This window comes from Aestuariicoccus sp. MJ-SS9, assembly GCF_032586235.1.
Classification (GTDB): domain Bacteria; phylum Pseudomonadota; class Alphaproteobacteria; order Rhodobacterales; family Rhodobacteraceae; genus Aestuariicoccus.
Genome location: NZ_JAWHTD010000046.1, coordinates 1 through 18924 on the forward strand (window position 1 = coordinate 1; position 18924 = coordinate 18924).

Annotated in this window: 18 protein-coding genes and 1 pseudogene; 12 read left to right on the top strand and 7 right to left on the bottom strand. The window is 59.9% G+C overall.

Going from position 1 to position 18924, the window contains the following annotated elements; translation table 11 throughout:
• A partial coding sequence (locus RXV88_RS19905) for a Hint domain-containing protein (protein WP_316295249.1) occupies positions 1-3431 on the top strand: 3431 nt, incomplete at its 5' end.
• Positions 3432-3500: 69 nt separating this feature from the next.
• Here the strand turns inward: RXV88_RS19905 and RXV88_RS19910 are convergent.
• A complete protein-coding gene (locus tag RXV88_RS19910) occupies positions 3501-7025 on the bottom strand; it encodes a cadherin repeat domain-containing protein (protein WP_316295250.1) in 3525 nt (1174 codons plus the stop codon).
• A gap of 77 nt (positions 7026-7102) precedes the next feature.
• Positions 7103-7795 (bottom strand): IS6 family transposase, encoded by a 693-nt coding sequence (locus RXV88_RS19915; RefSeq protein WP_316295251.1) that lies wholly within the window; start codon positions 7793-7795, stop codon positions 7103-7105.
• A gap of 20 nt (positions 7796-7815) precedes the next feature.
• Here RXV88_RS19915 and RXV88_RS19920 point away from each other — a divergent pair, with 20 nt between their 5' ends.
• The 5 genes and pseudogenes from RXV88_RS19920 to RXV88_RS19940 form a co-directional block, all read left to right on the top strand.
• Positions 7816-8310: a hypothetical protein gene (locus RXV88_RS19920; protein WP_316295252.1), complete on the top strand. Its 495-nt coding sequence runs from the start codon at positions 7816-7818 to the stop codon at positions 8308-8310.
• 72 nt (positions 8311-8382) lie between these two features.
• A complete protein-coding gene (locus RXV88_RS19925) occupies positions 8383-8832 on the top strand; it encodes a hypothetical protein (protein ID WP_316295253.1) in 450 nt (149 codons plus the stop codon).
• A 218-nt stretch (positions 8833-9050) separates the two neighbouring features.
• Positions 9051-9548 carry a hypothetical protein gene (locus tag RXV88_RS19930; RefSeq protein ID WP_316295254.1) on the top strand — a complete coding sequence of 166 codons (498 nt, stop codon included), beginning with the start codon at positions 9051-9053 and terminating at the stop codon, positions 9546-9548.
• Positions 9549-9557: 9 nt separating this feature from the next.
• Positions 9558-10214 carry a hypothetical protein gene (locus tag RXV88_RS19935; protein WP_316295255.1) on the top strand — a complete coding sequence of 219 codons (657 nt, stop codon included), beginning with the start codon at positions 9558-9560 and terminating at the stop codon, positions 10212-10214.
• A 185-nt stretch (positions 10215-10399) separates the two neighbouring features.
• Positions 10400-10545, top strand: a pseudogene (locus tag RXV88_RS19940) (IS5/IS1182 family transposase); the annotation flags it as partial.
• Positions 10546-10654: 109 nt separating this feature from the next.
• Here the strand turns inward: RXV88_RS19940 and RXV88_RS19945 are convergent.
• Complete coding sequence (locus RXV88_RS19945) at positions 10655-10825, bottom strand: DDE-type integrase/transposase/recombinase (protein WP_316295256.1); 171 nt, start codon at positions 10823-10825, stop codon at positions 10655-10657.
• 543 nt (positions 10826-11368) lie between these two features.
• On the opposite strand from RXV88_RS19945, the gene RXV88_RS19950 reads away from it, so the two are divergent.
• Complete coding sequence (locus RXV88_RS19950; protein WP_316295257.1) at positions 11369-12472, top strand: hypothetical protein; 1104 nt, start codon at positions 11369-11371, stop codon at positions 12470-12472.
• Positions 12473-12478: 6 nt separating this feature from the next.
• Here the strand turns inward: RXV88_RS19950 and RXV88_RS19955 are convergent, their stop codons facing one another.
• A complete protein-coding gene (locus tag RXV88_RS19955) occupies positions 12479-13216 on the bottom strand; it encodes a creatininase family protein (protein WP_316295258.1) in 738 nt (245 codons plus the stop codon).
• A 72-nt stretch (positions 13217-13288) separates the two neighbouring features.
• Complete coding sequence (locus RXV88_RS19960) at positions 13289-14059, bottom strand: transporter substrate-binding domain-containing protein (RefSeq protein ID WP_316295272.1); 771 nt, start codon at positions 14057-14059, stop codon at positions 13289-13291.
• Positions 14060-14183: 124 nt separating this feature from the next.
• Here RXV88_RS19960 and RXV88_RS19965 point away from each other — a divergent pair, with 124 nt between their 5' ends.
• The 5 genes from RXV88_RS19965 to RXV88_RS19985 are packed head-to-tail and all read left to right on the top strand — an operon-like array spanning position 14184 to position 17677.
• The gene (locus RXV88_RS19965; protein WP_316295259.1) at positions 14184-14924 is read left to right on the top strand and encodes an amino acid ABC transporter ATP-binding protein; all 741 of its coding nucleotides are present in this window, start codon (positions 14184-14186) and stop codon (positions 14922-14924) included.
• A 9-nt stretch (positions 14925-14933) separates the two neighbouring features.
• A complete protein-coding gene (locus RXV88_RS19970; RefSeq protein ID WP_316295260.1) occupies positions 14934-15695 on the top strand; it encodes an amino acid ABC transporter permease in 762 nt (253 codons plus the stop codon).
• A 10-nt stretch (positions 15696-15705) separates the two neighbouring features.
• Positions 15706-16056, top strand: a complete 351-nt coding sequence (locus tag RXV88_RS19975) for a carboxymuconolactone decarboxylase family protein (protein ID WP_316295261.1) — start codon at positions 15706-15708, stop codon at positions 16054-16056.
• Positions 16053-17102: an aromatic ring-hydroxylating dioxygenase subunit alpha gene (locus RXV88_RS19980; RefSeq protein ID WP_316295262.1), complete on the top strand. Its 1050-nt coding sequence runs from the start codon at positions 16053-16055 to the stop codon at positions 17100-17102. The genes RXV88_RS19975 and RXV88_RS19980 overlap by 4 nt, the downstream gene beginning before the upstream one ends.
• Positions 17099-17677: a peroxidase-related enzyme gene (locus RXV88_RS19985; RefSeq protein WP_316295263.1), complete on the top strand. Its 579-nt coding sequence runs from the start codon at positions 17099-17101 to the stop codon at positions 17675-17677. Before RXV88_RS19980 ends, RXV88_RS19985 begins: the two co-directional genes overlap by 4 nt.
• A 94-nt stretch (positions 17678-17771) precedes the next feature.
• On the opposite strand, the gene RXV88_RS19990 is transcribed toward RXV88_RS19985, so the two are convergent.
• Positions 17772-18539, bottom strand: coding sequence for a hypothetical protein (locus RXV88_RS19990; RefSeq protein ID WP_316295264.1), 768 nt, complete (start codon positions 18537-18539; stop codon positions 17772-17774).
• A 1-nt stretch (position 18540) separates the two neighbouring features.
• The gene (locus RXV88_RS19995) at positions 18541-18915 is read right to left on the bottom strand and encodes a hypothetical protein (RefSeq protein ID WP_316295265.1); all 375 of its coding nucleotides are present in this window, start codon (positions 18913-18915) and stop codon (positions 18541-18543) included.
• Positions 18916-18924: the final 9 nt, after the last annotated feature.

An 18924-nucleotide genomic window follows, 5' to 3' on the forward strand; every position in this document is an offset into this window, starting at 1 on the left:
GCGACCGCTACACCTCGATCGAGAATGTCACGGGGTCCGCCTTCGCGGACACCATTACCGGCAACGGCAGCGATAACGTCGTGCTGGGCGGCGACGGGAACGACAGCCTTACCGGCGGGCCTGGCAACGACAGTCTGGATGGCGGGGCCGGAAACGACACGCTGATCGGCGGGACCGGGGCGGACACGCTGGCCGGTGGCGCCGGTACGGATTTCATCGACTATTCTTCTTCCGCTTCGGGCGTGACGGTGGACCTGGCCGCGGGAACCGGCGCCGGTGGCGATGCCGAGGGCGATGTGCTTTCCGGCATCGAGGACGTGCAGGGCACGGCCTTCGACGACACGCTGAGCGGGGACGCCGGCAATAACATCCTGACCGGTGGTGACGGCAACGACAGTCTCACCGGTGGGGCAGGCAACGACACGCTGCTGGGCGGGAACGGCAACGACACGTTGGTCGGTGGCGCCGGGGCGGACAGCCTCGACGGCGGCGGCGGCACCGACCGGGTCGATTACAGCGGGTCTGCCGCGGCGATCAATATCGACCTGAAGGCCAAGACGGGTTTCGGCGGCGACGCGGAGGGCGACACGCTGAACGCCATCGAGGACGCGATCGGCACGGCCTTCGACGACACGATCACCGGCAGCGACGGGGCCAACCTGCTGCAAGGCGGCGCGGGCGACGACTCGATCCTGGGCCTGAAAGGCGATGACACGATCCTGGGCGGAGCCGGGGCCGATACGATCGACGGTGGCGACAATGCCGACCAGATCGACTATTCCGGCTCTGACGCGGCGGTCAATGTGAACCTCGGCACAGGTGCTGCGAGCGGCGGTCATGCCCAGGGTGACGTGATCAGCAATGTCGAGGGTGTGACCGGGTCCGCCTTCGATGACACTCTGAGCGGCAGCGCCACCAACGACACGCTGGTCGGCGGGGACGGGAACGACCTCTTCTTCGGCGGGGCGGGCAACGACTCGCAGCTGGGCGGCGCGGGCGACGATACCTTTTCCGGCGACCAGGGCAACGACACGATCGACGGCGGTACGGGCGTTGACGCTGTCGACTACAGCGGCTCCTCGGCGGCCGTCGCGGTCGACCTGGCCGCCGGGACCGGCACGGGCGGCGATGCCCAGGGCGACCGCTACACCTCGATCGAGAATGTCACGGGGTCCGCCTTCGCGGACACCATTACCGGCAACGGCAGCGATAACCTGATTTCGGGCGGCGCCGGTGGCGATCTGCTCGTCGGCGGAGCTGGCAGCGACACGGTCGACTACAGCGACAGCGCTTCGGCTGTTTTTGTCGACCTCGGCCTCGGCTTTGGCAGCGGTGGTGACGCGAACGGCGATAGCCTCTCCAATTTCGAGAATGTCATCGGATCGGACTTCAACGACTCGCTTGTCGGTGACGGTACGGACAACCAGATCAATGGCGGTGCGGGCGACGACACTCTGATCGGTGGCGCGGGAGCCGATGCGCTTGAAGGCGGTGTTGGACTGGATGTCGTCGATTACTCGGCCTCCGCTTCAGCTGTGACCGTCGACCTGACATCTGGAACCGCCAGCGGTGGTGACGCGCAGGGTGACAGGCTGTCCGGTATTGAAGGCGTCGAGGGAACGGATTTCGACGACGCATTGACCGGCGATGCGTCGGCAAACACGTTCGACGCGGGCGCAGGCGACGATACGGTTTCGGGCGGTCTGGGCGGCGATACGATCCTCGGCGGTGACAACAACGATACAATCGATGGCGGTGCAGGCGACGATCTGATCTACGGCGACCAAGAGGCACCGCCGGTACCCTTGGCGGACACCATTCAGTACAGCTATGCTCAAGACAGCACAGGCGGCCAGGCGGCACATTACGGCGAGCAAGGTCTCGGAACCGAGAACGATCCACTCAATTTCATCGACGGGGACCTTGCGACAGAATCCCGGTACCACGATGGCGACATTGTCGAGTATTCCTTTGGTCAGGAGATCGAAGCAGGCACATCCATCACGCTGACAGAGGGCACCGGAGCCGAAGACGGCTGGGTCGATGTCTACGTCAGCATCGGGTCGACCGACCCGAACGGCGATACCCTATCTGGCGGCGGCAATGGTGTCGGTTATGAAAACACCGTCACGAATGGGCAGGGAATACTGATCTACTCCGGTCCCTCCGATTCCACGGTAGACCTCATAATCCCGATCAACGCGACGCACATTCAGTTCGTAGGGGTCGTGAACCATGGCGGCTGGGCGGAAATCGAGTTGACGGATTTCCTTACTCCTGCGGTGCCCGGCGATGACAGCATCACCGCCGGCGAGGGCAACGACACAGTCGATGGCGGAGCCGGGAACGATTTCATCGACGGCGGCGCAGACAACGACTCGCTCCTGGGCGGTGAAGGTGCTGACAGTATCGTTGGCGGGACAGGTGATGACACGATTGACGGCGGGGCCGGGTCGGACAGCCTGACCGGTGGCGCGGGCAACGATGTCTTTCTCGTCTCGGCCGGCAATGACACGATAAACGACTTCAACTTCGGCAACAGCGGCGCCCTTGGCGATGGCGACAGAACCAACAACGATTACATTGACTTAGCGGCATTCTACGACAGCCTGGATGAGCTGCGCGCGGACCAGGCAGATGATGGAATCCTGAACCAGTCCAATGCATTCGACGAGGAAGGTAACGCCGTTGACTATTCCGACAATGCCCAGTTCGCCGCGAACTCCCTGACCCTGCTGGGTGCGACTGCTTCCAGCTTTTCCTATGACAATACGGGGATCGTCTGTTTTACCGAGGGCACACGCATTCTGACGCCTAGCGGCGAACGAGCGATCGAACGCCTGCAAGTTGGCGATGCAGTCTGCACCATGGATAACGGCGCTCAACCCATCGTATGGATCGGATGCCGCAAGGTTGCTCATGCCGAACTTCAGAGTTCGGAGTCCTTGCTACCGATCCTGATCCGGGAAGGGGTGTTGGGAGCTGAACGCGACCTTCTGGTCTCGCGCCAACACGGCGTTCTATTCGGCTCGGATCATCTGGCTCGCGCAGCGCATCTGGCCGAATTCATGCCCGGGGTGCGCGTGGCCAAAGGCAAGCGCCATGTAACGTACATTCATATCATGTTCGAAGCGCATCAGATCATTTTTGCAGAAGGGGTTCCAAGCGAGAGCTTTTATCCGGGTCCAATGGCAATGAAGATGATGGCGAAGGATGCACGAAGGGAGCTTGAGACTCTGTTCCCGCAGTTAGGCAAAATTGGCTCACTGGAGGATGCTGCCAAGAGCTACGGCGCAACCGCCCGTCCGTTTATGAAGAGAAAAGCTCTTGGCCGGAGATTGGAACGGGATCGAAAATCGGCGAACCAAATACAGAAATTGCCGAGCTTCGAAAACGGAATTGTCAGGGTCAACCAAGCGAGGGCGAGCTGACGCGGTTTCACACTGTTCAAACTTGTCTCCGCACGGGCTCTCGCACCGTCCTTTTCCCAATTGTGGGCCTCAGGCTTCCATCAACAGGTCCTCGTCTTCCATATCATCGAGCATTTCATCATCCTCGGACTCGATGATGGGCAACATCAAAAGTCCATCGTCCTGTTCGTCGGTGCAGACCTCGACTTCGATTGTTTCCTCGGTATAGCAATCCGGATCGTCCTCTGCGGTGGCGCGCACCGTCACTTGGAACACGCCATTGCCATCAGCGTCACCCGGCGCGAGCGGATCCGGCGCGGAGATGAAACTGAGGATGCCGGTCTCCGGATCGACGGTGAACGCATCCTCATCGGCCCCACCCGAAACCGAATAGACCACTTGGCCTTCGCTCAGCGTAATACTGGTTTCGCCCTCGAAGCTGCGTCCGCTTTCCAGCGTTGCGCCGGTCAGGTTGATGGAACCGAACGTGTCACCAATGGCCAGCGGCTGTGAGCAGGATGTATGGAATTCGATGTCCTGTATTAACGCGCCGCCCTGCTCATCGTAGATTTCGACATGAGTTTCGCTGTCGAACCGCTCACCGTCGTTGTCGACGACAAAACTGCCGCCCTCTTGCACGTTGTCGGCAAAGAGTTCATTGCCGTCCTTGTCGAGAACGCGGATGTAGGAAATCCCGTCATCGTCGCCATCGTCGTCGAAGGTTTGCAGGTCGCGCTTGTCGGCATCCTGGTCGAGCGTCTGCTCAAACGTCGTGCCGAATTCGTAGGTTAGTTCCAGTTCGATCGGCTTGCCGTCGTCCTGGAACTGGCAGATCAGCGTTCCGTCGTCGCCACCAGGTTCGGTGCAATCGACTTCGAGGTTGAAGTCTGCAACTGCGGTCTGCCCTTCTGCCACGCAGATCGGATCGTCGTCTTCGTCCTCAACGCAGATCTCGAGGTCCTGAACATCACAGACATTGCCGTCCGCGTCGTATGCGGTAACCGTCACCTCGTAGATGTTGTCGAAGTTGGCATCCTGCGGATCCTCGTAATCAGGCGACTCGGCAAAGCTGACTTCGCCGGTATCGGGATCGACGACGAAATCGTCCGCATCAGGACCGCTGAGTTCATAGCTTACGCCGTCGTCGCCAGGACCACCTTCGCCACCGTATTCGATCAAATCTCCGGTGTCCTTGTCTTCGAGCGCTACGCCCTGAAGGCTAACGAGGCCGACCTGGTCACCGATCGTAATCGGGGCAGAGCAGGACGTGTGGTAGTTGATCGTCTGAAGCAGGGTTCCGCCGCTAGAATCAAAAACGTGAATGTACGTTTCTGATCCGAATTCGTTCCGCCCGCCATCTGCTGCGGCGGCCGTAAAGCTTTCCCCGAACTCTACATCGCCGGAGAAGTAAACTTGGTCGGTATACTGTGGGTCACTGTCATTGGATACCAAGATAAAAAGACCGCCGCCGTCATCATTAGTCAGCTCGAATGTTTCCACATCGAGCTTGCCACCTTCCTGGCCGGAGTTGATTGTGCTTTCCAGCGTCGCGTTCAGGGCAAAGGTCAGGATTGTCGGCTTTGTGCTGTCGACGTTTTCGACGTCTTTTAACCTTTCTCTCTCAGCGCAGATTTCCAGCCCGGTATCCGGGTTCGGTTCGATGCCGCAATCGAGGTCTGCGACCGGTCCAGTGTCGTTTTCGATGACCTTGATACAGTCGTTTTCGACGCAGACATCCAGTTTGAACTCATCGCAGACGGTGCCTTCATCGTTGAAGGCCGTAATGGTCACATGATACTCGTTGTCTCCGCCGACGACGAATTCAGGCGGGTTGATGAAGCTGACTTCGCCGGTATCGGGATCGACCGTGAACAGATCCTGATCTTCGCCACCGGTGATTTCATAATAGACACCGCCATCGCCGTCGCCCGCATCGGCCGGGTCGAGCCCGACGACCGAGCCGTCCTCGAGCGTCGCACCCGCCAGCGTGACTGATGCGAAGGTGTCGCCGATCGTCAGCGGCTGCGAGCACGAGGTATGGAACTCGATCTCCTGCAGCAGCGTGCCGCCTTCGGTGTCGTAAATCTCAACGAAGGTTTCGGACTGGAGCTTTTCACCGTTGTCGGCGGTGAAGGCCTGCCCTTCGGAAACCTCGCCCTCGAAGAAAGCATTGCCGTCCTTGTCGGTGACGCGGATGAAAACCGTTCCGTCATCGTCGGTCCCGTTTGTCGTCACGCTCAGCTTGTCGCTGTCCTGCGGGTTAGCCTGGTCGAACGCCTCGCCGAAGCTGTAGGTCAGCGTCAAGGCTGTCGGCTTGCCGCCGTCGACCTCGCAGAGATCGGTGCCGATATCGGGAATTTCCGGCGTGCCGCAATCAAGATCGATGACATCGGAGGTGCCCTCCTCGATCTTGATGCAATCGTCCTGCACGCAGAAGTCCAGATCGGAGTCCTCGAAGCTTCCGTCGTCTTGGGTGGCGCGGACCGTCACCTCATAGCGGTTGTCGCCATTCGAGTCGGTCGGGTTCTCATAGTCCGGCGGCGTGACAAAGCACACTTCACCGGTGTCGGGGTCGACCTCGAAAAGCGCCGCGTCGGCCCCACCGACAATCGAATAGGTCACACCCTCGTCACCAGGCGCGTCGCTGTCACCGACAACGACCTGTGCGTCCTTGGGATCGAGCGTGACCGTGTGCGACTGCCCGTCCGTGCCGGTGTAAGTGATGGTGTAGACACCATTGCCATCGACGGACGAACTGTCGACGTTGTCGAAGGCGATCACGTCCTGATCGTCTTCGGATTTGATGGTGATCTCGAAGTCGTCGTCGAAGGTGGCAAGGTCGATGCGGAACACGTCGGATTCGCCGTCATCCTTGCCCATCTTTTCAAGGCTCAGCTTGCTGATATCGGTACCGGCAGAGTCGGTGATGATGATGTCGCTGGCGTTGTTCTTGTCATCGACCAGCTTCTCGACCTCGATTTTTGTCTCGCCATCCTTGGTGATAACCACGTTGGCCAGTTCCGCGTCAGCTGCCACCTCGGGGCCGACAGTACTGGTCCCGGCATCGAGGTCAAAGACGCAATCGGCGCCCTCGGCCACGTTGATGCAATCCTCGGGCTCTTCCGGCAGATCGTAGCATTCGTCGGTCGTGGGATCGTTGTCGTCGACGAGCAGCACCTGCCCGTCGGGCGTATCGCTGTCGACAACCAGCGCGATACTGTCGGTGTCGATATCGTCAACGGTCAGCGGCGTGGGCGAGAACAGCGTGAAGCCAACGGTCACAACCTCCCCTTCCGTCGAGTCCGCAACCGTGCCGAACTGGATACTGACATCGTAATTGTCGACCAGTTCGGCCCCGTTGTTGAGAGAGTTCAGGGAATCCAATGCGACCTCGAAATCCGTGACAAGCTCGGTATTGGTGAAGGGAAAGACCTCAAGCCCGTCCAGCGCGTCTGGGTTGGTGAAATTCAGGAAAATTCCATCAAGATCATAGGCTGCAATCGCGTCCGGATCTCCGGTCAGCGTGAAGGCGAGGTTCCCCTCATCCTCACTGATCGTCAGGTACACATACGGGTCACACCCGAGAACCAGGGTCTTCGTCGCAATTCCAGTCATCTTTTGGCTCCTTTAAAATCCAGGCTGGCACTGTCACGGCAACTCGGAGTGGCTGTCAGCATCTTCCGAATGCGTCCTCAGGCCGCCACGATCTCTCGCCAGTCGTCCGAGGCCCTGGCGCGAAGGATTTTCAGTGTGCGGCGAGAAATCAGATGGCGTTGGACGTTGAAGTGGTTTGAGATGGCGGTGTGCGCGGACAGGAAGCGCTGAGCCGATCCGGGCGACTTGAACCCAATTTGCTTCCGCTCTCGGCGTCGAGTGGGCTGATGTGAAACCTCTGCCCGGTTGTTCGACCGCCCGCCCGTCACGTGCCGATCGGCCAGGTTCAACTCGCGCAAGGCAGCACCGTAGGACCGAAGCCGATCCGTCACGATCTCATCAGGCACATAGCCTTGCCGCTTCAGCAATTTTCGCAACAATTTCAGGGCGGCTTTACGGTCCCGCTTCGATTGGACCAGGATGTCGAGAACCTCACCCTCGTCGTCGACAGCACGCCAGAGATAGACGATCTTGCCACCGATTTTGAGGAAGACTTCATCCAGGTGCCATCGATCGGAGGGCCGAGGTCGGCGACAGCGGATCTGCTGAGCGTAGATGCGGCCGAACTTCAGCGCCCATCGCCGAACGGTCTCGTAGGACACGTCGATGCCCCGTTCGGCAAGCATGTCCTCGACATCGCGATAGCTCAGTGGAAACCGGAAGTAGAGCCAGACGGCATGCTGGATGATCGCCGGAGGGAACCGGTGGCGGGCGTAGGAGAAATGGCGCATGCGGGGCCATATACTCAAACTTGCTCGATCGCCAACCGGTTAACGTGACAGCGCCTTCCTTTCAGTTCGCCGCTGATCCCGTCGCGGCCCTTCGCGAGGCGCGACGCGTCTGTGCGCCGGGCGGCAAGGTGTTCATCATGACTTGGGGCGAACCCGGCAGCATGGAAGTTACTGCGCTTGTTGCCGCACTGAAACCGCTGTTGCCGCCGATGCCCGCAAACGCGTCGGGTCCGTTCGCCTTGTCCGAACCCGGCAAGCTTGAAGAGCTTGCAAAGCGCGCCGGCCTTACACCTCGCGAAGTTTTCGAAGTTGACTCCCCGTGGACCTACCCGGACCTCGCGACAGCGTTGAAAGGCCTGGCGTCGTCGGGTGTCGCATTCAAGGCCGCCGAAACCAGCGGACAAGCAGCAGTGGACGCCGCACACCGAGCGGCGCTCGCCCCCTTCGTCCAGCCCGATGGCAGCTACCGGATTGGCGCAACCTTCCGCGTCCTTATGGCCGAGAAAGCCGGCTGAGACCCCTTTCCAGGCCGGATCGAATGTTGCCGTCCCGGCCCCAAACGCAACCTTCAAACAAAGAAAAGACGCATGAGTACGATCCTTAAAACCCTGTCAGCCGCGGCGCTTGCCGTTCTGACACTGACATCTGCCGCGAAAGCCGAGGTGTCTGAACACTTCATCATCCACGAAGTGACGCAGACGCCCCAGGAAGCCGCCACGCTGATCCGCGACTTCATCGCGATGAACGACGACTGGTCGCTCAATGGCGACTTTGAGATGATGGGCGGTGCCGCCGTCGGAATGAAGATCTGCTTCAACGCGATGCGCGGCTTTGTCGGCGCCGCGGGTCTGCACAACCTCGCCCTGATGCCCTGTGGCAATATCGCCTTCTATGAAGAAGGGGGGCAGTCCTACCTGTCGATGCTCGATGTCGGGTATATCACGCTTCTCTCGCCGCATCCGTCGCTTGAAGAGGGCGTCGCCCTCGCGCGTCCCGCCTACGTCGAGATGTTCACCGAGGTTCTGGGCGTCAAATGAAACCACATCCAGCCAACTGAAATGGCGGCTCGGACGCTCGCACGGCAGGTCGGCCCGGGAAAGAAATATGTCGATGGACACGCGCGGCCCGACTTGCCCGACCTTTGATCCAAGCCTGTCCGGCACCTGCGCCTGCGCGAATTTCTTTTGCTTTTGACATACTGTACAATAGGGTCGCGGCATTGCCAAAATTCGACCAGCTTTCGTTTTGACATAGGATGGAGATCGTTGTGACCCAGATCATTCAAGTGGCCGCCATTGCGCTGGCAACTCTCGGGACCGGCGCCGCTACGATGTCGGTGATGAACGAGGACATTCCCGACATGCAGGTGCCCGAGGGCGCATGGACATCCTCCGGGGCGCTGGATGGGCGCGCCTTCACGGTCTACGGTACCGACGTCGGCAGCGGAGCGGTCCTCGAGGACGATCTCGTGTTCCGCGACGGCACCTTCCAGTCCGTCGACTGCCAAAACTACTGCGATTTCGGCTGGTCCGATTATCAGACAAAGGACATCGACGGCGTGATCCATTTCACCGCCACGACCATTTGCCCGGACGCGCCGCATACGGTGGTCTTTTACGGGCAGGTCAGCGGCGATACGATCGCCCTCGAAGGGACATGGACCACGCGCAGATGGTACTGGACAAATCAGATCGTCATTGAAGCGTCGGGAACAGCGACCGATTTCGACGCCGCAACAGAGATAACGGGCTGATCCTTCGCCATGCGCCCGGCCGACCCTTCGCTGGGCAGTATCGTCCTGCGCGTCGCGATACTGATCGGGTTTCTGGTGCTGGCCGCTTGGGGCGCACAAATGGTCCGCGACGCGCTGAACCTGCAGATCCGGCCGGACAACGAACAGCAGGTTCACCGCATGATCATGCTTGGCGCGGCGGCCTATATCGGGTTGCTGGCCCTGCCCTTTGTGCCGGGGGCCGAAATCGGCCTTGCCATGCTTGCGGCCTTCGGTCCGGCCATCGCGCCCCTGATCTATGTCTGCACCGTGGCGTCCATGATCCTTGCCTACACGGCCGGTCGGTTCCTGCCCATTGACCTCTTGAGTCGGATCTTGTCGACCTTGCGAATGCACCGTGCGGCAGACCTCGTCGCCCGGGCTGCGCCCCTGTCAGCCGACGACCGTGTTGCGATGCTGCTGGAGGGACAATCGGCGCGCGCGCTGCGGCTTGCGATCCGCTATCGCTATGTCGCGTTGGCTCTGGCCGTGAATACACCAGGAAACTCGATCATTGGCGGCGGCGGCGGCATTATGCTGTTGGCGGGTCTCAGCGGAATTTTTTCGCCGCTGGCGACCATCGCAACCATCGCGCTCGCCGTCTCTCCGGTGCCGCTGGCGATGCTATTATTCGGGTTTGAGTTCTGACACGAGCGGCGTACTGCGCCGGGACCTGGAGTGATGCGGCTAGGTGGGCTTTCTGCGGAGCTCGAATACAGCGCAGCATTTCGCGATACGGACATCCATCAACGTCGGGCTGTCGTTGTGCGAGCGCATGGCGGACGCGAGGATAAGCCATGGAAACACCAAATCTTACAGCGATGCGCGCCCTTCGACCGGCGTTGAACGACAGAAGGATACGGCCCTGCTTCCCCGGGTGCAAACAAGGGAAAACAACGTCCGCCACGACAGACGCCGATATCAACGGCGCAACCGGATCGAAATCCTGTTCGGCAGGCTCAAGGATTGGCGGCGCGTCGGGCGTGGAATTCGTCATGGCCCTCTTCGAGATGGATCGCTTCCTGCCTTAGTGCGCGCCAAAGCCGTTCGATGAAGATGGTGTCCAAGTATCTGCCACGTCCATCCATCTAGAGGCGCACGCCGACGTCGGTCAGCGTCGTGATCCAGGTCGATCCCGTGAACTGGCTGCCTTGATCGATATTCATGATCTCGGGCAGTCCGTGCTTGGCGATCGCCTCATTCAGCGCATCGACACAGAAGTCGGCGTGCATCGTGTTGCTGAGCCGCCAGCTAAACACCGTGGCAAGGCCCGCTCCATGATCGCCACAAGATACAGGAAGCCGTTCCGCACCGGAACGAAGGTGATGTCAGCGCACCAGGCCTGATTGGGCCGGTCGATCTGCATTGCCAGCTGATGCTCAATTCGGGATGATCCCGTTTGATCGTGGCGCGCATCTTTTCGGGGCTCACCGCTTCAGCCCTTCGGTCAAAAATCGTTCTCGACCGCCGCTTGCCACTGTCCTCGGACCAATGGCGGACAAAGGTTCGGGATAGGCCTTAGCTCGCTGACCAGTTTTCTGGGACCACTTTACCCAAGCGGTGCATGAAAGCACGACGGCGGCTTCGGCCTCTCCGCGGTCATCCGATCAAAATGGTCACATGACCGCTCAGGCCTGCAGGGGCGGCTGCCCATGTCTCGACAACTATGACCGCCGACACTCATGAAGAGGCAGTCCACGCTGAGACGTTTCAAAGCCGAATGGTCAGAGATGTTGACACACACCTTTACGACCAAGCAGAAATCGGGGGAGATACTTTTTAGGAATAGGGCATCCTGACAGATGACTTCCTCGGCAGGCCTCGATCAGGACCCCGCAGCGGGCGCGAGAAACCTCTTGCAGACATGCGCCCAATGTCGAGAAGGGGATCGGCTGCTCATCGCATATGAACCCGAACTCCACGGCTATTTCGATGCGGACGTTCTGCTCAGTGTCGAAACAGAGGCAAGGTCGCTCGGTTTGCATGTCACGTTGGCGGACGTCGGTTTTGAGCCGACACGCGGCCATCTGCCGGCAGACCTGATCTCGGTTATCGCAGAGCATGACGTTGTCCTGTTCCTCTCTCGGCTCGGCGATCAATTGAGGTTTTCAGAGCTGCCGGACGGACCGAGATTCGTCGTCTGCTTCGCGTCGAACAGCCACCTTCTTGGGTCTTCCTTCGGTCGTGCCGATTACGAGGCCCTTTGCCGGGTCAAGTACGCCATCGACGATGCGATCGCGGCAACGCGCCGGATCGTCGTGACCTGTTCGAACGGCACCGAGGTGACGGGACAACTGCCGCCCGCCGATGCGTCGCCACGGGACACAAGCGTCCAAAGATTTCCGATGTCGGTCTTTTCCCCGGTTCCCGCCGATCTGTTTTCCGGCCGCGTCGCGCTTGGCGGGTTCCTCACGGGGACGGGGTCGCAATACTACGAGGACTATTCGATAGAATTCGAAGGCCGGGTCTGGGCCTTGTTGGATAGCGGAAGGCTCATCGGTTTCGAAGGTTCAGGCGCCGACGTCGCAAAGGCCAACGCGCATTACGATCGCGTCGCGGCGCAGTTCGATCTGGATCGGGGCTTTGTTCATTCATGGCATGCAGGCATCCATCCCGGATGCGGTTTTCCCTGGGCTCTTCGCGAGAACTTCGAAAGATGGGGCGGTGCGGCTTTCGGCAACCCGAGGGTTCTGCACTTCCACACCTGCGGCGCGTATCCCCCAGGCGAGATATCCTGGAATGTCTTCGACCCGACAATTGAATTGGACGGGGTGCGCGTTTGGGAACACGGGCGTCTTTATCCCGAGCGGTTTGCGGGCGGCGCAGAAATTCTGAATGGATATCCCGACCTGAAACGGCTTTTCGCAGACCCTGACAGAGAGATCGGGTTGGGCGACGTGGCCTAGTAGAAACTAGCTTGGGGCCGAGGTTCGCCGCGCGGAAAAGGCCGTGAAGCTCTGCGCAAGGGCCTGTGCCGCGACATCGAGTATCCGGCCGCCTTTCTCGGGCGATGCCAGAGCGGAATGCGAGCCCACACGTCCATCGGGAAACAAGGCGCGATGCTCGTCAGGCGGGCCGTGTCGGTCGCCCGCGTGCGCCCGAATGTAGTCGGCCGATAGCCGCTCTGGTGGCTCTACCGCATCCGGGTGAACCCTTTGACCATAAAGGGCCTGGGTGATTGCAACCTCGGACGGGGTGGCATGCATCCCTTCCCACGCACCGAACATTTCTTCCCTGAGGGCCGCCACGGATCGGGGTTCCCACCAGCTTTGAATGTGGATCGCCCCCGGGGCAAAGCGGCCGGCGACCTGATGTGCGGGGTCCAGGTTCGCACCGTGTCCATTGACAATGAAGACACCTTGGAACCCCTGATCCAGCAGACCTTTGCAGACCTGCCCGAGCAGATTGGCGAACAATTCACGACTGACCGATACCGTCCCGGGAAAAGCGGTGTTGAAGGGGGCGGGTGTGTAGGCAATCGGCGGGGCCACGATGCCGTTGCAGAGCCTTGCAGCGGCAAGAGCGACATTATCGGCGCAGAGGGTGTCGGTGCCGATCAGACCGATGGGCCCGTGCTGCTCGGTCGAGCCGGTCGGCAACATCACGCAGGCACGCTCTCTTATGCGCTCTTCGACCTCGGGCCATGTCATCAAGCTAAGCTGCATGATCGCGCATCCAAAATAAAACGGGTCCCCGAAGGGACCCGCTTTGCGTCAGGCCGCCTAGAGACCCCATTTGGCCTTGTTGGCTTCGAAGAAGCCTTTGGCCTTCTTCAGTTTCACCCAGTTGTTCACGTAGTTGATCCAAACCTGATCATCCTGCGGCAGCAGCATTGCGATCGGGGATGGTGCGCGCGGCTCCGTCTCCGGCACACGAACCACACCGAACTTCTCTATCAGGGTCGATCCTTCGATGTTCGATGTGATGAACACGTCGGCGCGGCCTGCCAAGACTTCCTGAAAACCGCGTGCGGGGGCTTCGACCACCATGATATCGGCCTCTGGGAACCATTCACGCACCAGCGCCTCGAAGGTCGTTCCCAGCGTTGTCGCGACTTTTACGCCAGGCTTGTTGATCGAGTCGTAGCCCGAAAAGTTCGCGGCCTTTTCGGGCATCGTGAACGGGAAGATCTCGACGGCGATATAGCTCTCGGAAAAACCGGCGGCCTTCATCCGCGGCGGAGAAATCGAGGCCGAGCCGGTAATGTGGTACTGTCTGGCGACGACGCCGTTCACGAGAGTCTTCCAGTCAGTCGGGACGAACTCGATCTCGACGCCAAGGTCGGTCGCGAGCTCGTTCATGATGTCGATGTCGAACCCTTTGTAGCTGTTCGTCGCGGGATCGCGCACCGTCATCGGGTTCCAGTCGCCCGTTGTCCCCACCTTCAGGACGCCGGTGTTCAGGATCTCGTTCAGTGCGGACTGGGCACTGGCGGCGCCGGCCAAACTCAAGCCTACAGCGGCAACAGCCACCGCTTTAAGCAATCTTCTCATTGTTGGTACTCCCGTTGGTGTGACGTGTTTGTTGATCTTGCGGGCCATAGTTGCTTGATCCGCTTCAGAAATCAAATATGGTCGCAGGCTACGCGCGCGCGTCTTTGGGAAAACGGGGAAAATGATGACCGGTGCAGCAATAGAGTTGGTTGCTGTGAACAAATGGTTCGGTGATTTCCACGTTCTGAAAGATATCAATCTGAAAGTTGCGCCCGGCGAGAAGGTTGTGGTCTGCGGCCCGTCCGGTTCGGGCAAGTCGACTGTGGTGCGTTGCATCAACAAGCTGGAAGAGCATCAAAGCGGCACCATCCGCCTTTATGGCTCTGAGCTGACGAATGAACCCAAATCCATTGCCTCGATCCAGGGCGAGGTCGGGATGGTCTTCCAGCAGTTCAACCTGTTTCCGCACCTGAGCGTTCTCGACAATCTGATGCTTGGCCCGATGAAGGCGCGCGGTCTGAGCCGCACCGAAGCCGAGCAGCGCGCGCGCCATTATCTGTCGCGTGTGCGCATTCCCGATCAGGCTGAAAAGATGCCACAGCAGCTATCCGGCGGGCAACAGCAACGGGTGGCGATTGCCAGGTCGCTTTGCATGGAGCCCAAGGTGATGTTGTTCGACGAACCGACGTCCGCGCTTGACCCGGAAATGATTTCCGAGGTTCTCGACGTTATGGTCGAGCTGGCCCTGGACGGTATGACCATGATCGTCGTGACCCACGAAATGGGATTTGCACGCAAGGTGGCCGATCAGATGGTCTTCATGGATCAGGGCGAAATCGTCGAACGAGGCAGCCCAAGCACGTTTTTTGAAAGCCCGCAAACGCAGAGATGTCAAAAATTTCTCAGCCAAATTCTGCATTACTGAGGGGTTAACGTGCGTCGCCTGATCCTCTTCGCTTCTTTGCTCGCTCTGCTGGCAGGGTGTAGCCAGTCAGGGAACTGGGGCTGGTACGTGATCGATCCGCGCACCCCTGGGGGCTGGACCAACATTCGTTTCCTGGTTTCGGGTATGGGTGCGACCATACTGATCTCGGTTATTGCCGCAGCAATATCGATCGTGCTTGGCTTGCTCGTTGCGCTTCCCGGCCAATCCCGCAAGCGCTGGCTGCGCCTGATCAACCGCGTCTATGTAGAGTTCGTCAGATCCATCCCGCTGCTTCCAATGCTGTTTTGGGTATTCTACGGGCTTCCCATTGTCTTTCGCTCAATGGGGTTGAACATTCCCATCGACCCGTTCTGGGGCGCCGTCATCACACTCGCCATATCCGACAGCGCGTTTACCGCCGAAATTTATCGCTCTGGCATTCAGTCCATCGCGCGCGGTCAAAGCGAAGCGGCCCAGACCATCGGTCTCAATTACGTGCAGACGATGCGCTATGTGATCTTGCCACAAGCCATACGGCGCATTCTGCCGCCGCTGGCCAATCAATTCATCTACATCGTGAAGATGAGTGCCTTTGCCTCGGTCATCGGTATGCAGGAACTGACACGTCGCGCAAACGAACTTGTCGTCACGGAATACCGCCCGCTTGAGATCTACACCCTGTTAATCGTCGAGTACCTTATCCTCGTTCTGATCATCAGCGCCGGCGTCCGCTGGCTGGAACGCAAGATGGGGTCGGATGAACGCATCTAGTGGAGGAGCCATGGACTGGCAGGCCTTTATGTCCGACACCGAGGACAATATCGCAAAGCTCAGCAAAGAAATTCCCGAGACCGTCAAAGGCTTTGGCGTAATGGGCAAAGCCGCCAAGACAAATGGCGCGCTTGGCGAAAAGACGAAAGAGTTCATGGCTTTGGGCATCGCCATTGCCACAAGGTGCGACAGTTGCATCGGTTTTCACGTCCGCTCTCTGGTGCGTTTGAAGGCGACAAGGGAAGAGTTCTGCGAAGCACTGGCGATGGCCACCTATATGGGAGGCGGCCCTTCTTTTGCCTTTAGCGCCAAGGCGTTGGAGGCTTTCGATCACTATAGCGCACAAAGCGGCGCGACATGAGGCCGGACCTTGCGGGCACCAACGGCTTTATCCGCGACAGCTGGTATGTGGCGGGTCGGTCGGACGACTTTGGCCGCGCCTTGACGCCTTTGCGTATGCTGGATGATGACATCGTGATCTTTCGCGACACCCAAGGCAAACCCGCCGCCCTGGAGGACGCCTGTCCGCACAGGAAACTGCCGCTCTCGCGCGGAACGCTGGAAGGCGATCACGTGGTCTGCGGGTACCACGGGCTGACATTCGATTGCGCCGGGGACTGCGTCGTCGCCCCGACCCAGTTGGAAAACCCGCCCCGCCGCGCGGCCGTCCGCTCTTACCCGGCGGTTGATCGCTGGGGTTTCCTCTGGCTCTGGATGGGCGCGGCGGAACACGCAGATCCGGCCCAGATCATCGATATTCCCAACTATGACAATCCTGACTGGGGCATCACCCCACGAGGCGCAATGTCGATGGCGTGTCACTATCTATTCATCATCGACAACCTTCTGGATCCCAGCCACGTCGCCTGGGTGCATCTGACCTCCTTTGCCGGCGCCGGTACGGACAACCGTCCTCTGGACATAGAAGAGACCGATGATGGCGTAATCGTCTCGCGCTGGATACACAGCGAACCGCCGCCACCCTATTACAAGGACATGCTGCCTTTCGGACCGACCTGCGACAGGAAACAGCATTACGAGTGCCGTCTGCCATCCACGGCGGTCAACATGTCCGTCTACACGCCCGACGGCCAAGGGGGCGCCGGCCGACCGATGTCCCCAAACGCGTTTATCAACATTTCATACAACTTCATCACACCGATAGACGCTGAAACCTCGCGGTATTTCTGGTTCCAGCACCGCAATATGCATGCCCAGGATACCGCCTTGTCCGAACGGATGTTCGAAGGCGCCAAGATGGCCTTCAAAGAAGATCAAGACGTGCTCGAATTCGTTCAGAAGGGGATGGCGAAGCGCAAAAGCGGCTATCTGAACCTGGCGCTTGACGCCGGCGCCATGCGGTTTCGCACACGGGTCGCAAAGGCCATTGAAGGAGAGCAGCCATGAGCGCGTGGATTGAAATGATCCCCTATGAGAAGGCCGGTCCAAGGCTGAAAGAGCTTTTGGATCATGCAAGGACCCCGCATGGCACGGTAGATACGGTCATGCATGTGCACTCTCTCCGGCCGGAGACGATGAACGGGCACGTCACGCTTTATCGGTCGGTCCTCCACTCGGCAGAAAACAAACTTCCATTCTGGTTTCTCGAGGTTGTGGCAAGCTACACGTCGATCCTGAACGACTGCACCTATTCGCTGACCCACCATTTCATGAATGTCCGGAATCTGTTGAAGGATCAGCCGCGAAGCGACCGGATTTTCATAGCACTGAAAGCGCACCGGCCGGAGGACGAGTTTACCGGCAAGGAGCTTGCTTTGCTGCGCTATGCGGCGAAGCTGACGGTCGATGTGGGCAGGATGATCAGGTCAGACTTCGAAGCGCTGAAACTGTCCGGCTGCGACGATGGCGAGATTTTGGAAGTGAACCAGGTTTGCGCTTACTTCAACTATTCGAACCGCCTTCTGAATGGCCTCGGGTGCACGACCGAAGGTGACCAAATCGGCTATTACAAGGAAGAATAGCGCAGGCAGGGCCGCGATTGCACCCTTTGCCATTTAATCGATAAAGCCGGGGGTAGCCGCCGGACCTCGGGCACGCCTGCGTGCACCCCGCGCGTTAATTCGGCCTGAGACTGTACCAGAGGCGTGTCAGGGCCGGCTGCGCCTCAGGCTTGGCGATGGCGATCAGGGTCAGATCGTCACGCGTGGCCACGAGAGTGACCGGGCCGGTGCCGCGCGCCAGGGCGACGAACGCCTCCGATGTCGTCTCTTCGGTCAACGCTTCGATCTCTGGCAGGAGAGTTTCGACGCAATCGGCAAGTGTCTCGCGTTGATTATCTGAGCTGATCAGAGGATTAAGCACGCCGTCTTCGAGATATCCGGCGGCGATGATCATCGCCCCGGCCTCCGTCACAAAACGTTCGAACCACGGCCGCGCGTCTTTTGAGATCGCTGAAAGGCCGAATGCTTCGGTAATGCGGTCCGAAGGAAGGCCGCAGACGCCCCCGTTTTCCGTCAACCGCTCGGTTCGGGCCTGCGCGGCCACCGCGCCATCGAAACTGCGCGACACGAGCGCCGAAAACTTGGCGAGCGCCTCCGCCACCGCCTTGGTGTCTGCGAGATCGTCAAACTTGCCCGATAGCGCCCCGTCCTCGGCCGCAAAGCGCATAAGCCGACCGCCGGCCACATCGCAACTGAAGCGGGTGGCGCCGTCGGCAAGAAAGGTGATCCGGCGGTCAAGAACCGTGCCTGCGATCTGTTCCTGCACGAAGCGCAGCCCGTCCTGACCGGAGCGTAACACGCAGTGCCGCGCGCCGACGATACCATAGGAAGCGGCCCGTTCGAGCGCGTGCCGAAGAGCGCTATCTTGTGCCATATTCTCCATTTCAGGCCCTCTCCCTTTGCCCGGCGCCAGACAGTGATGCACACAGCTGCACGGCGCCGGAAAGCACGCCGTCGATATCCGCGCCGGGTGCGAAGACGCAGCACAAAACCTCGTCTAGGCCCGGGGCGGCGCGTACAAAGACATGGCAGCCGGTGGGGCGGGCGATAATCGCCGTCTGAACCGCGTCCGTTTGCGGGCCCTCCGCGCCGACGCTCAAGGCCCGTGCAGCCAGATCGCAGAGCGCGTCAAGATGCTCCTGCGGCCATTTCAGCGCACTGTCCCAGGCCAGCACCGTCCGCGCAGCGACATCGGCGAACGCGACGATTTCGCAGCCGTCTTGATCTTTCCGGAACGCTTGCAGCGATGTGTCAATCATGTGCCCCAC